Origin of the sequence: Mixta theicola (assembly GCF_002895925.1) — a bacterium.
GTDB lineage: Bacteria > Pseudomonadota > Gammaproteobacteria > Enterobacterales > Enterobacteriaceae > Mixta > Mixta theicola.
Map to the genome: position 1 here is coordinate 25,493 of NZ_NWUO01000010.1, position 13,758 is coordinate 39,250.

The window sequence follows — 13,758 nt, forward strand, 5'->3', positions numbered from 1 at the left end:
GCCGCTGTTTCAGGGCGCGGGATAGGTATAGCGACGATGAATGGTTTCCAGCTGTTCCATTAGCTCGCTGCTTAGCGTCAGCTGCCAGCTGTCAATATTGCTCTGCAGCTGCTCACACGTCGTGGCGCCCAGCAGGGTGCTGGCGACGAAAGGCTGCTGACGCACAAAGGCCAGCGCCATCTGCGCCGGATTGATACCGTGGCTGCGCGCCAGATCGACATATTCAGCTATCGCCTGCTGCGACTGCTCGCCGCTGTAACGCGTAAAGCGGCTAAACAGCGTATTACGCGCGCCGGCCGGACGCGCGCCGTTCAGGTATTTGCCGCTAAGCGTACCGAAAGCGAGGCTGGAATAGGCCAGCAGCTCGACGCCTTCGTGCTGGCTGATTTCCGCCAGGCCAACCTCAAAGCTGCGGTTTAGCAGGCTATAGGGATTCTGGATGGAAACAATCCGCGGCAGCCCATGTTTTTCCGCCAGCTGCAGATAACGCATCACGCCCCACGGCGTTTCATTCGAGACGCCGATATAACGGATCTTACCGGCGCGTACCTGTTCGGCCAGCGCCTCCAGCGTTTCCAGCAGCGTAACCGGCACGCTGGTATCGGTATACTGATAGCCCAGCTTGCCAAAGCAGTTAGTCTGACGCTGCGGCCAGTGAACCTGATAAAGATCGATATAATCGGTGTTCAGACGCTTCAGGCTCTCTTCCAGCGCCACGCGAATATTCTTGCGATCCAGCACCTGGACCGGGCGAATGCCAGCGTCGCTGCCGCGCGATGGCCCGGCGACTTTGGTCGCCAGCACGATCTTGTCACGATTGCCGCGCGCCTTCAGCCAGCTGCCGATATAGCTTTCGGTAAGTCCCTGCGTTTCCGGGCGTGGTGGAACGGGATACATTTCCGCGGTGTCGATCAGGTTAATGCCGCAACTAATGGCTAAATCCAACTGGGCATGAGCATCGGCTTCGCTATTCTGCTCACCAAACGTCATGGTTCCCAATCCCAGCTGGCTGACTTCCAGCGTACTGTGGGGGATACGGTGATAGTGCATTTGCCGGCTTCCTTTTGTCATTATGGGAGAATCTTGGCGGCACCGTTTCAAACGGCGCCATTTCGACTATAGCGGGCGCTGACGAGAGGGGGAAGAGGAGAGTTGTGGTTCAATTTATCGATAAGCGCCGAGAGCTGTTGCAGAGTCGGCGCTTATATCAGATTAGCGCTCAATGATGGAAGAGACCTCATCACCGTTAATTTGCATTTCATTACCGGCCTGATCGGTATATTTGACCAGCCCTGTTTCCTTATCAATTTCTGGCTTGCCGTCGGTCATAATCATATGACCATCTTTGGTGGACATGACGTAATTGCTGCTGCAGCCGCTTAACAGCAGCATCATAGTCAGGGCAGCTACGCTGGTTAACCGCTTCATTGCCTCTATTCTCCTGGGTGGTTATTTAACTAAACAGTGTAGTAATAAAATATTTACTGCCCAGGATTAATCACAGGATTCTGAAAAAAACGCAGATAAGGAAATATCCGGCCGTAGCCGGATAATAACGTGCGGAAATTACTGCGCGGATTTTTTGCCACGCAGCAGATTAAGACTCTCTACCGCCATTGAGAAGAACATCGCGAAATAGATATAGCCTTTCGGCACGTGGATATTGAAGCTTTCCAGAATCAGCGTAAAGCCGACCAGAATAAGGAAAGCGAGCGCCAGCATTTTCACTGAAGGATGGCGATCGACAAACTCCCCGATTCCTTTCGCCGCGAACATCATCACGGCCACCGCAATAACCACCGCCGCCATCATAATAAACAGGTGATCGGAGAGACCAACCGCGGTAATCACCGAATCGAGACTGAAAATAATGTCCAGTACCATAATTTGCGCAATGGCCCCGACAAAGGAGTGGACGTTAGTTTTATGCTCCTCATCATTGCCTTCGATGCTTTCGTGGATCTCCGAGCTTGATTTCCACAGCAGGAACAGGCCGCCGCCGAGCAGAATCAAATCGCGCGCGGAAAAAGGATGATCCATCAGGGTAAACAGCGGGTTGGTGAGTTTAATCACCCAGGCGATAGAGGCCAGCAGCCCCAAACGCATCAGCATGGCGCCCATCAGGCCAAGGCGGCGTGCGCTATTTTGTTGATGTTTAGGCAGTTTTGCGACAACCAGGGAGAGGAAAATAATATTATCGATGCCCAACACAATTTCCAGTATGGTCAGCGTGCCGAGGGCCAGCCAGGCATTGGGATCTGCAATCCAGTCAAACATTGTAACATTGCATCCTAAACGAAAATTAAACGATGATTATACGCATCGCTTCACGGACTGGACAATGTTAAAGCAAAAAATGGCGCGCCAGCAGCGGGGCGGTAAAGCTCTTTTTCAGATAAAAGCCGCGCGGCAACGTCATAATCGGCTGGCCATATTCGCCGATGCCTTCAGTTAACGCCTTGCTGTTGGCCGCTTTGGGGCGGATCTGCAACACTTCGCCGTGGCGGGCAGTGATGCGATCCACCTGGCCTAATACGATCATATCCATCAGCTCTTCCCAGTCGCGCTGCAGCAGCTCCTCTTCCTGCGGCGTCGGGCTCCACAGCAGCGGCGCGCCAACGCGTCGCGTCGCCAAAGGAAGGGCACGATCGCCTTCCACCGGCATCCACAGAACCCGCGCCAGCTTATGACGTACGTGGCTGTTTTCCCAGGTAACGCCGCTATTGCCGGTCAGCGGCGCGACGCAAACGAAAGTGGTTTCCAGCGGTCGGCCCTGCGCATCAACCGGGATCGTTTTTAGCTCCACGCCAAGGTGGGCAAAATCACGTTCAGGCTTGCTGCCAGCGCTGGCGCCCAGATGCATCTCCAGCAGCATGCCGACCCAGCCTTTATCGCGGCGTAAATCCGCAGGCGCGGCGATACCGGCCTGCTGCGCCAGTTCGCCCAGCGTATAGCCAGCCAGCGCCTGCGCGCGCGCCAGTAAGGTCGCCTCATCCGGCGGCGGCGTGGTTAGAAAACGAGGCTCCATCTCTCCCTCATTGATTGGTTAAAAAATAACCACCCGTGACGGGCAGCTTATTAGCGGCCAGGCGGACATAAAAACGGGGGAATAATAGCATGATAAATCTTAAGATTTTATTTGGCCGCGTTAGCGGCGGCTCAAATCGCGTCGGCGTTTTACCCACATTGTCACCGGCAATGAACAGGATCTTACACCCAGTTATCCACAGAAACATGGGATAACTCAGCTTTTTCTCCCATACTGTTTCCATTTACAGCCTTGACGCAGGGCCTTTTTACTGGGCGCAGCCATTTTGTGCATAACTTTATGGCATATTCTGTGGATAAAATCAGCGGTGTGCGATCTTTCGCCAGTAAAGGATCCTTGCGGGTATAAACAGTGCGATTAGGGTCAGAATAGCCGCTAATAATGAGGATAAGCTTTTTAAAATAAATGGGTTACGCATACTTGTCCCGCAAAGGATCGCGGCGGCTGTTGCTGCTTTTCCCACGCGGTTACCATGTTCTGCACAAAGCTATCCACAGAAAAAGTGAATAAAATTACCATTTTTCGCCGACCGCTGTTTATAACTATGTTGAAATCTGTGAGTTATCCCCCTGTTATGCGTTATTCACAGCCGCAAGCAGTGGTTTACCGCCTGTAAGGAGTATGAAACAATCACTCTATCTGAATTTCAGTTTGAGGTAGTCCCGTGATCGACGATGATGGCTACCGCCCAAATGTTGGTATTGTAATTTGTAACAGACAGGGACAGGTATTGTGGGCCCGGCGTTTCGGACAGCACTCCTGGCAGTTTCCTCAGGGCGGGATTAATCCCGGAGAAACGGCGGAACAGGCCATGTACCGCGAACTCTTTGAAGAAGTCGGCTTGCACCGTAAAGATGTGCGCCTGCTCGCCTCTACCCGAAACTGGTTACGTTATAAGTTGCCAAAACGTTTGGTGCGTTGGGACACGAAGCCGGTATGTATCGGCCAGAAACAGAAGTGGTTTCTTCTGCAGTTGATGTGCAATGACGCCGATATCAACATGCAAACCAGCAGCACTCCGGAATTTGACGGCTGGCGCTGGGTCAGCTTTTGGTATCCGGTTCGTCAGGTTGTCTCCTTTAAACGCGACGTTTACCGCCGCGTGATGAAAGAGTTTGCCGCTGTGGTCATGCCATTGCAGGAGAGTGCAACGCAGCGTAATACGCCTGCTTATCGACGGAAGAGAGGTTAAGCCACGCTGATGATGCTGACTCAGTTGCGTGAGATTGTAGAGAAAGTGGCGGGCGCACCGCGCCTCGAAGAAGCGCTGGAAATCCTGGTTAACGAAATCTGTTTCGCCATGGAAACTGAAGTGTGCTCCATTTATCTCGCCGATCACGATCGTCGTTGCTATTACCTGATGGCGACGCGCGGACTGAAAAAGCCGCGCGGTAAGATCGTCACGCTGGCCTTTGATCAAGGCATCGTCGGGCTGGTTGGACGGCTGGCGGAACCGATCAACCTGGCCGATGCGCAAAGCCACCCCAGCTTTAAATATATCCCTGCGGTTAAAGAAGAACGTTTCCGATCCTTCCTCGGCGTGCCGATTATTACCCGACGCCAGCTACTGGGCGTGCTGGTGGTGCAGCAGCGCGAGCATCGCCAGTTTGATGAAAGTGAAGAGTCCTTCCTGGTCACGCTCGCCACTCAGCTGGCCACGCTAATTACCCAATCTCAGGTTAGCCAGCTGTTTGGCCATTTCCGCCAAAAACGCGTGCGTGCGCTGGCGGCGGCACCCGGCGTGGCGGTTGCGCCCGGCTGGGTCGATGCCACGCAGCCCTCGCTGGAGCATGTTTTCGCCGCCTCGACGCTGGATGTAGGGCGCGAGCGTGAACGGCTGTCGCAGGCGATGAGCGAGGCGGGCAACGAGTTTCGTCGCTTTAGCAAACGCTTCAGCGCCAGCGTGCAGAAAGAGAGCGCGGCGATTTTCGATCTTTACTCTCACCTGTTAACCGATGCGCGGCTTAAACAGGATCTGTTTGCCGAGATCGACAGCGGATCGGTGGCGGAGTGGGCGGTGAAGAAGGTGATCGAGAAATTCGCCGCTCAGTTCGCCAGCCTGCAGGACACCTATTTGCGCGAGCGCGCGGGCGATCTGCGCGTGCTGGGGCAACGGCTGCTGTTTCACCTTGATGATACGCTGCAGGGCACCAACGCCTGGCCGGAACGTTTTGTCCTGGTGGCGGATGAGCTAACGGCGACCACGCTGGCGGAGCTGCCGCAGGAGCGGCTGGCTGGCGTCGTAGTGCGTGACGGCGCGGCCAACTCTCATGCGGCGATTTTGGTGCGGGCGATGGGCATCCCAACGGTGATGGGCGCGGATATTCTGCCTGAGCTGTTAAATAAGCGCTTACTGATCGTTGATGGCTATCGCGGCGAATTGCTGATCGATCCGGAGCCGGTGCTGATCCAAGAATATCAGCAGCTGGTCAGCGAAGAAAATGAGCTGAGCCGGCTGGCTGAAGATGACGTTGAGCAGATCGCCCGGCTAAAAAGCGGCGAGCGCATTCAGGTGATGCTGAACGCGGGCCTGAGCGCTGAACATGAGCAGACGATGGGTAACTGGGTGGACGGCATTGGCCTCTACCGTACTGAAATCCCGTTTATGCTGCAAAACGGCTTCCCCTCAGAAGAGGAGCAGGTCGCGCAGTATCAGGGTATGCTGCAGCTGTTTCTGAACAAGCCGGTAACCCTGCGTACGCTGGATATTGGCGCGGACAAACAGCTGCCCTACATGCCCATCAGCGAAGAGAACCCCTGCCTGGGCTGGCGCGGCATCCGCCTGACGCTCGATCAGCCGGAGATTTTTCTGGTGCAGGTGCGCGCCATGCTGCGCGCCAACGCCGCCAGCGGCAACCTCAGCATTCTGCTGCCGATGATCACCAGCATTGATGAAATTGACGAAGCGCGTCGCCTGATCGATCGGGCCGGGAAAGAAGTGGAAGAGATGCTCGGCTACGCCATTCCCAAACCGCGCATCGGCATTATGATCGAAGTGCCCTCAATGCTGTTTATGATCTCTCATCTGGCTGCGCGCGTTGACTTTATTTCGGTCGGCACGAACGATCTGACGCAGTACCTGCTGGCGGTGGATCGCAACAATACCCGCGTGGCCAACCTGTATGATTCGCTGCATCCGGCGATGCTCAAAGCGCTGAAGTCGATTGCCGAATCCGCGCGCGAAGCGCAGGTCGAACTCTGCCTGTGCGGTGAAATGGCGGGCGATCCGATGTGCGTGGCGTTGCTGATTGGGCTCGGTTATTACCATTTGAGCATGAACGGAAAAAACGTGCCGCGGGTAAAATATCTGCTGCGGCACATCGACCGCGAAGAGGCGCTTCTGCTTTCCGAACGCAGCCTGCAGGCGCAAACCGCGACCGAAGTGCGGCATCAGGTCGCCGCCTTTATGGAGCGGCGCGGTTTAGGCGGGCTGATCCGCGGCGGCCGTTAAGGTATTTATCCGCGTTTACATTTCGATGAGCCAGCCAGAAAACGGCTATGTTATCATGCCTGGCCGGTTTTTCCTGGCTGAGAGGCGCTGCGTGTTACGCAGTGCGCAAGGAGTGAACTATCCATCGTCCAGCCTGTGGACGGATGACATTAATGGTGAAAGATGAATAGCTATCTGGCTTTCCCTCAATTCGATCCGGTGATTTTCTCCATCGGGCCTGTCTCCCTGCACTGGTACGGCCTGATGTATCTGGTTGGGTTTATTTTTGCTATGTGGCTGGCGGTAAGACGGGCCAACAAGCCCGGCAGCGGCTGGAAAAAAGAGGAAGTGGAAAACCTGCTGTATGCGGGCTTCCTTGGCGTGTTCCTTGGCGGTCGCATTGGCTACGTGCTGTTTTACAACCTGCCGCTGTTCCTGGATAACCCGCTTTACCTGTTTAAAGTCTGGGATGGCGGCATGTCGTTCCACGGCGGGCTGATTGGCGTAATCGTGGTGATGCTGTGGTTTGCCCATCGTACCAAACGCCACTTCTTCCAGGTCGCTGACTTTATTGCGCCGCTGATCCCGTTCGGACTGGGCGCGGGCCGTCTTGGTAACTTTATTAATGGTGAACTTTGGGGCCGCGTCGCGCCGAATTTTTCCTGGGCGATGCTGTTTCCCGGCTCGCGCAGCGAAGATGTGGCGCTGGTCGCCACGCACCCTGAGTGGCAATCGCTGCTGGCGACATACGGCGTGCTGCCGCGCCATCCTTCACAGCTGTATGAGCTGGCGCTGGAAGGCGTGGTGCTGTTTACCATTCTGAACCTGTTTATCCGCAAGCCGCGCCCGATGGGCAGCGTTTCCGGCCTGTTCCTGATTGGCTACGGCACGTTCCGCATTATCGTGGAATTCTTCCGGCAGCCCGATGCCCAGCTGGGCCTGTTTAGCGGCATCAGCATGGGACAAATTTTGTCGGTACCGATGATTCTGGCCGGCATCATCATGATGATTTGGGCGTACCGTCGTCGCCCGCAGCTACAAACAGGTGAACAGAAATGAAGCAGTATCTGGCATTAATGGAAAAAGTGCTGAACGAGGGCACGCCGAAAAACGATCGCACCGGCACCGGCACGCTGTCGATTTTCGGCCACCAGATGCGTTTCAATCTGCAGGAAGGCTTTCCGCTGGTGACCACCAAGCGCTGCCATCTGCGCTCGATTATTCATGAGCTGCTGTGGTTCCTGAACGGTGACACCAACATCGCCTATCTGAAAGAAAATAACGTCTCGATTTGGGACGAGTGGGCCGATGAACATGGCGATCTCGGACCGGTATATGGCAAACAGTGGCGCAGCTGGGGCGCGGCTGACGGTCGTCAAATCGACCAGTTGGCTAAGGTGCTGGAGCAGCTGAAAAACGATCCCGACTCGCGGCGGATTATCGTTTCAGCGTGGAACGTTGGCGAGCTGGATGAGATGGCGCTGGCGCCGTGCCACGCTTTCTTCCAGTTCTACGTGGCGGACGGCAGGCTCTCCTGCCAGCTCTATCAGCGCTCCTGCGATGTATTCCTCGGCCTGCCGTTTAATATCGCCAGCTATGCGCTGCTGGTGCATATGATGGCGCAGCAGTGCGATCTGGAACCGGGTGATTTTGTCTGGACCGGCGGCGATACGCACCTTTACAGCAACCATCTGGAGCAGGCGCGGCTGCAGCTGACCCGCGAACCGCGCCCGCAGCCGACGCTGGTCATCAAACGCAAGCCCGCCTCGCTGTTTGATTACCGTTTCGAAGACTTTGAAATCGAAGGCTACGATCCGCATCCCGCCATTAAGGCGCCGGTGGCGATATAACCCCGGCCCGCCAGCAGCGCACCCCCGCGCCGCTGGCGTCCATCCTTAACGACTGAGGCTGGCGGCAGCCCTCTACCGCCAGCGGGCAGCGGTCGTGAAAAAAGCAGCCCTGCGGCAGCCGTCGATTCCCCGGCAGTTCGCCCTTGTTGTCTGCTATCTCTTCTTCCAGCGATCGATCGACGCGCGGCACCGAATCCAGCAGCAGACGAGTATAGGGATGACGCGGCTGCGTTAATACCTGCTCCGTCGCCCCCAGCTCCACAATCTGTCCCAGATACATCACCGCCACCCGATCGCTCATATGGCGCACCACCGACACGTTATGCGAAATCAGCACATAGGTTAGCTGGCGCTCACGCTGTAGCTTAACCAACAGATTGAGGATTTGCGCCTGCACGGAAATATCCAGCGCCGATGTCGGCTCATCCAGCACGATAATATCGGGCTGCGCCGAAAGCGCGCGGGCGATGGCGATACGCTGTCGCTGCCCGCCGGAAAAGGCGTGCGGCAAACGGTCAAGATATTCCGGGCGAATGCCGGTCAGCAACGCCAGCGACTGCGCCAGTTCGCGGCGCTGCGCCTCGCTGTTATGTTTCTGAATCCATACCGGCTCGGTAATAATGCGCCATACCGGCAGGCGCGGATCGAGCGAGGAGAGCGGATCCTGAAACACCATCTGCATACCGCTGCCCAGCCACGAGTTGGGGTTGTATGCGCGATGACATGCGCCGCTGGCGGGTTTGATCATGCCCATCAGCAGCTGCGCCAGCGTGCTTTTACCGCAGCCTGATTCGCCGACGATGCCCAGCGTTTCACCGCGGGCAATCTGCAAATCCAGACCGTTTAGCGCATGAACGCGTTCGGTGACCTTGCCGCGCCAGTTGGTGCGCGCCGGGAAATTAACGTGAACGTTGTCCAGCTCCAGCAATATTTCAGACATGGCGTTGCTCCAGTTGCGGATGCCAGCAGGCGGCCAGCCGGGCGTCGGTGCCGCACGGGCTAAGTAAGGGCGCCTGCCGACAGCGTTCATCGGCGGCGAAGCAGCGTTCGCGGAAGGCGCAGCCGACGGGCAGCTGCGTCAGGTTCGGCACCGTGCCGGGAATGGCGGGCAGCTCGGCGCGCGGGGCGCTGGCCTCTGGCGCGCAGCGCAGCAGCCCAACGGAATAGGGATGCGCCGGTTGGGCAATCACCTGCTGCGTGGCGCCGCTTTCGATCACTGCCCCGGCGTACATGACATACAGGCGATCGCACAGCTGTGAAACCACCGCCATATCGTGGCTGATAAACAGGACGGCAGTGCCGCTGGCGCGCGCCTTTTGCTTCAGCAGGCGCAACACCTGGCGCTGCACGGTTACATCCAGCGCCGTGGTGGGCTCATCGGCGATAATCAGCTCCGGCTCGCAGGAGAAGGCCAGCGCAATCATCACCCGCTGGCGCATACCGCCGGACAGCTCAAAGGGATAGCGCCGCATCACCTGCGGCGCATCGGCAATCTGCATTTCCGTCAGCAGCGCGATCGCCTTTTGCCGCGCCTCGCGGACGGAAAGTGGCCGGTGCTGACGAATCACCTCGATCATCAGCTGACCGATACGGCGCGTTGGATTCAGGGCGGTCATCGGCTCCTGAAAAATCATCGCCACCTTTGCGCCGCGCAGCTGGCGCATCTGCTTTTCGCTGGCGTTAATTGCGTCCTGACCCAACAGCCGCACGCTGCCGCCGTTAATACGATAGCTATCGTTAGGCAGCAGGCGCATCGCCAGCATCGCGGTAACCGATTTGCCAGAGCCGGATTCGCCCACCACGCCAACAATTTCGCCACGATGAATCGTCATCGATACGCGATTGAGCGCATGGATCTCGCCCTGAAAAATGGGAAAGCTGAGCTGTAAATCGTCAATGACTAACAGGGGTTCGTTCATTAATGACGTCCTCCGCTTTTAGGATCGAGCAGGTCGCGCAGCCCGTCGCCAAACAGGTTAAAGCCGACGGCGGTGATCAGAATGGCCACGCCGGGAAAGGTGCAGTACCACCATTGATCCAGCACGTAGTTACGCCCGTTGGCGACCATCGCGCCCCATTCGGCGGTTGGCTGTTGCGCGCCAAGGCCGATAAAACCCAGAGTGGCGGCCATCAGAATGGCGGTGCCAATATCCAGCGAAGCCTGCACCACCAGCGGCGGCAGGGCGTTACGCAGTACGTGCCAGCCGATCAAATGCCAGCGCGATGCGCCGAACGTGCGCGCCGCCTGTATATAGGCAAACTGGCGCACCACCAGCGTTTGCCCGCGCGCCAGCCGCACATAAAAAGGAATGCGCACAATGGCGATGGCCAGCATGGCGTTGAACAGGCTTGGCCCAAGCGCTGCCGCCAGCGCCATGGTCAGCACCAGCGACGGGATCGACAGCATAATATCCATCACCCGCATAATCAGCGCGTCCGCCCAGCCGCCCAGCACGCCGGAGAAGCAGCCAAGCAGCGAGCCGATACCGCCCGCCAATACCACCACCGCCAGCCCGGCGGCGATCGACTGCTGGCTGCCGATCAGCACCCGGCTGAACAGATCGCGGCCCACTTCATCGGTGCCGAACCAGTGCGCGGCGGAGGGCGGCTGTAAACGCGCCGCCAAATCAACGGCGTTGGGATCGAACGGCGTCAGCCAGGGGGAAAACAGCAGCATCAGCAGCATTAGCAGCATAATGGCGCCGCCAGCCAGCGTCAGCGGACTTTGCTTCAGCAGCCAGAACGCCTTGCTGACGCGCCGCCTGGCGGGCGCTTTTACCGGGGCCAGTTGGGTTTCACTTACCGTCATGCATTGCCTCCACGACCGATACGCGGATCGATCCATACATAGAGCAGGTCTACCAGCAGGTTAACCAGCACATAAGCAAACGACACCACCACCGCGAATCCCATCACCGCCGGGAAATCAAGCGCCTGAATTGAGGCCACGACGTAAGCGCCCATGCCGGGCCAGGAAAAAACGGTTTCCGTTAGCACCGCGCCGTACAGCAGATCGCCCAGCGCCAGGCCCAGCACGGTTATCGAGGGGATCAGCGCGTTAGGCAGCGCGTGCGTCATAACGATGCGCCAGCCGGGCAGCCCGCTGGCGCGGGCGGTACGAATATAATCCTCGCTGAGCTGTTCCAGCATCGCCGAGCGGATCTGGCGCGCCACGATGCCGAGATGCACAAAGGCCAGCGTCAGTGCGGGCAAAATCAGATGCTGCAGGCTGTTAAAAAAGGCTGCGCTATCGCCGGCCAGTAGCGTATCGATCAGATAAAAACCGGTAACGTGCGCGGGCGGATCGAGCCAGTCATCCAGCCGACCGCCGCCGGGCAGCAGGTTAAGATGTCCGTAAAACAGCACGATAACCCCCAGCCCCAGCCAGAAGGCGGGCGTGGAAATGCCGGTAATCGCCAGCAGGCGCACCAGGTGATCGAGCCAGCGGTTGCGAAACACCGCCGACAGCACGCCAAGCGGCACGCCTGCCAGCAGCGCCAACAGCAGCGCGCACAGCGCCAGCTCCAGCGTGGCGGGGAAAAACAGACGAATATCCGCCAGCACCGGCCTGCCGGTACGAATCGAGGTGCCAAGATCGCCATGCAGCAGATCGCTGACATAATGGATAAACTGCTGCCACAGCGGCAGATCCAGCCCCAGCTGATGACGAATATGCTGCACCATTTCATCGCTGGCGCGATCGCCCGCCAGCAGGCGCGCCGGATCGCCGGGGATCAGATGGGAAATAATAAAGGTAATAACGCACACGCCCATCATTACCAGCAGCAGCCCCCAGCAGCGCTGCCGCAGAATGCTCCACAGAGTCATAGTCCTGGCCTCTTTATCAGGCGACGCACGGACAGCGCCGTTACTTACTCATGGTGGCAACGTTATAAACCTGCTCCAGCATCGGGTTATAAACAAAGCCCTGAACCGCCTTATTCATCGCCATCTGATAGTTTTTCTGGAACAGATAAACGTAAGCCGCGTCATCAATCACTTTCTTTTGCGCCGCCTGATAATCAAGGGTGCGCGCCGCCTGATCGGTAGTCGCTAACGCCTGTTTCAGCAGGGCATCCACCTGCGGATTGCTGTAAAACGCGCGGTTGCCCGGCAGGCCTTTTTTATCCGACTGGAACCAGTAGTTCATATACATATAGGGATCGGCGAAATCCGGGCTCCAGTTGCCGATGGCGATGTCATAATCGCCTTTACCCACGCGGTCGCGCATCGTGGCGTTCGCCAGCTTCTCCAGTTTTACGCTGATGCCCAGCGCGCTGAGGCTGGCCTGGGTGGCAAGCGCGATCGGCTCCCAGTTAGGATCGTTGTCGGAATAGAGGAAAGAGAGGGTTTTCGGCTTGTCCGCCACCTTCTCCCAGGCGGCTTTCGCCTGCGCCGGATCGTTACTGTACTGCATAGCCTGCGCATCGAAGCCCCACATGCCTTCCGGGATCGGCCCGCGCATCTGTTTGCCGTTGCCCGCCAGAATGCCTTTCACCATTCCCTGATAATCGGTTGACCAGGAGATAGCGCGCCGCAGTTCCACCTGATTCAGCGGAGCCTTCGCGTTATTCAGATAGAGATAGGTCACGCGCAGCGAGGGATATTCCGCCACCCTGACCTTATCCTCTTTTTTTAGCGCGCTAAGCTGATCGACAGGCAGCGATTCGGCAATATCAATATCACCGCGCGTTAGCTGCAGGCGGCGCGACGCGCTTTCGCCAATGATTTTAACGGTTACGCGCTTAAACGTCGGGCGTGTGCCGTTGTAATGCGGATTGGGAACCAGCAGCAGCTGCTGACCTTTTTGCCAGCGCTGCAGCATAAACGGGCCGGAACCGGCGGTATGCTCAGCCAGCCAGCCGCGCGCATCGTCGGTAGCATGCTGCGCCAGCACCGCCGGATTAAGGATGGCCGCGCCGTCGTTGGCCAGCGTATAGAGGAACGGCGCAAAGGGAGTGCTGAGCGTAAAGCGCACGCTGTTGGCGTCCAGCGCTTCAACTTTTATATCTTTGGGAAAAGCCTCTGACGGCCCCTGCGCCACCTTCATCAGACGTTCAAAAGAGGCTTTTACCGCTGCGGCGGTAACCGGCGTCCCGTCGGCAAACTTTGCCGTCGGGTTAAGCTTAAAGGTCCATACTTTTTGATCTTCCGAGGCCTGCCAGCTGGTGGCCAGATCGCCCTCTATCTTCGTCGATCCTTTCCCGCCCTCGGTCTTATACTGCACCAGCCGTTGATAGGCCGGGTAGATTACCGCCCAGTCGTTATTATCAATGGTGACGGCCGGATCGAGCGTTTGCGGATCGGCAGCCTTGCCGATAACCAACATCTCTTTGGGGACTGCCGCCAGCGCGGGCGTCACCGTCGCGCTAATAGCAAGGGCAAGCAGCGCCGGACGCAGCAGGCAACAGATAACAGAGTTTTTCATG

14 protein-coding genes are annotated in these 13,758 nt (G+C 57.6%); 4 read left to right on the forward strand and 10 right to left on the reverse strand.

Going from position 1 to position 13,758, the window contains the following annotated elements:
• Positions 1 to 9: 9 nt before the first annotated feature.
• The 5 genes from COO59_RS13745 to COO59_RS13765 form a co-directional block, all read right to left on the reverse strand.
• Entirely contained in the window at positions 10 to 1,050 is a 1,041-nt protein-coding gene (locus COO59_RS13745) for an NADP(H)-dependent aldo-keto reductase (protein ID WP_103060359.1), read from the reverse strand.
• Positions 1,051 to 1,212: 162 nt separating this feature from the next.
• Complete coding sequence (locus tag COO59_RS13750; RefSeq protein WP_103060360.1) at positions 1,213 to 1,428, reverse strand: YgdI/YgdR family lipoprotein; 216 nt, start codon at positions 1,426 to 1,428, stop codon at positions 1,213 to 1,215.
• Between the two features lie 138 nt (positions 1,429 to 1,566).
• Complete coding sequence (locus COO59_RS13755; RefSeq protein WP_103060361.1) at positions 1,567 to 2,277, reverse strand: TerC family protein; 711 nt, start codon at positions 2,275 to 2,277, stop codon at positions 1,567 to 1,569.
• Between the two features lie 67 nt (positions 2,278 to 2,344).
• Positions 2,345 to 3,028, reverse strand: coding sequence for a DNA mismatch repair endonuclease MutH (mutH, locus tag COO59_RS13760; RefSeq protein ID WP_103060362.1), 684 nt, complete (start codon positions 3,026 to 3,028; stop codon positions 2,345 to 2,347).
• Positions 3,029 to 3,035: 7 nt separating this feature from the next.
• Positions 3,036 to 3,272 carry a hypothetical protein gene (locus tag COO59_RS13765; protein ID WP_103060363.1) on the reverse strand — a complete coding sequence of 79 codons (237 nt, stop codon included), beginning with the start codon at positions 3,270 to 3,272 and terminating at the stop codon, positions 3,036 to 3,038.
• A gap of 441 nt (positions 3,273 to 3,713) precedes the next feature.
• On the opposite strand from COO59_RS13765, the gene rppH reads away from it, so the two are divergent.
• From rppH to thyA, 4 genes are all read left to right on the forward strand, one after another.
• On the forward strand, positions 3,714 to 4,241 hold the full coding sequence (rppH, locus tag COO59_RS13775) for an RNA pyrophosphohydrolase (RefSeq protein WP_085070316.1): 528 nt from the start codon (positions 3,714 to 3,716) through the stop codon (positions 4,239 to 4,241).
• A gap of 12 nt (positions 4,242 to 4,253) precedes the next feature.
• Positions 4,254 to 6,500 carry a phosphoenolpyruvate--protein phosphotransferase gene (gene ptsP, locus COO59_RS13780; protein WP_103060491.1) on the forward strand — a complete coding sequence of 749 codons (2,247 nt, stop codon included), beginning with the start codon at positions 4,254 to 4,256 and terminating at the stop codon, positions 6,498 to 6,500.
• A 162-nt stretch (positions 6,501 to 6,662) separates the two neighbouring features.
• The gene (gene lgt, locus COO59_RS13785; RefSeq protein ID WP_103060364.1) at positions 6,663 to 7,538 is read left to right on the forward strand and encodes a prolipoprotein diacylglyceryl transferase; all 876 of its coding nucleotides are present in this window, start codon (positions 6,663 to 6,665) and stop codon (positions 7,536 to 7,538) included.
• Positions 7,535 to 8,329: a thymidylate synthase gene (gene thyA / locus COO59_RS13790; RefSeq protein ID WP_103060365.1), complete on the forward strand. Its 795-nt coding sequence runs from the start codon at positions 7,535 to 7,537 to the stop codon at positions 8,327 to 8,329. Before lgt ends, thyA begins: the two co-directional genes overlap by 4 nt.
• On the opposite strand, the gene COO59_RS13795 is transcribed toward thyA, so the two are convergent.
• From COO59_RS13795 to COO59_RS13815, 5 genes are read right to left on the reverse strand one after another with little or no spacing between them, the layout of a single operon-like run.
• Positions 8,307 to 9,269, reverse strand: coding sequence for an oligopeptide/dipeptide ABC transporter ATP-binding protein (locus COO59_RS13795; RefSeq protein WP_103060366.1), 963 nt, complete (start codon positions 9,267 to 9,269; stop codon positions 8,307 to 8,309). The genes thyA and COO59_RS13795 overlap by 23 nt on opposite strands.
• Positions 9,262 to 10,248 (reverse strand): ABC transporter ATP-binding protein, encoded by a 987-nt coding sequence (locus tag COO59_RS13800; RefSeq protein ID WP_103060367.1) that lies wholly within the window; start codon positions 10,246 to 10,248, stop codon positions 9,262 to 9,264. The genes COO59_RS13795 and COO59_RS13800 overlap by 8 nt, the downstream gene beginning before the upstream one ends.
• Complete coding sequence (gene ddpC, locus COO59_RS13805; protein ID WP_103060368.1) at positions 10,248 to 11,138, reverse strand: D,D-dipeptide ABC transporter permease; 891 nt, start codon at positions 11,136 to 11,138, stop codon at positions 10,248 to 10,250. The genes COO59_RS13800 and ddpC overlap by 1 nt, the downstream gene beginning before the upstream one ends.
• Positions 11,135 to 12,157, reverse strand: a complete 1,023-nt coding sequence (locus tag COO59_RS13810; RefSeq protein WP_103060369.1) for an ABC transporter permease — start codon at positions 12,155 to 12,157, stop codon at positions 11,135 to 11,137. Before COO59_RS13810 ends, ddpC begins: the two co-directional genes overlap by 4 nt.
• A gap of 40 nt (positions 12,158 to 12,197) precedes the next feature.
• Positions 12,198 to 13,757 (reverse strand): ABC transporter substrate-binding protein, encoded by a 1,560-nt coding sequence (locus tag COO59_RS13815; RefSeq protein ID WP_103060370.1) that lies wholly within the window; start codon positions 13,755 to 13,757, stop codon positions 12,198 to 12,200.
• Between the last annotated feature and the right edge of the window lies 1 nt (position 13,758).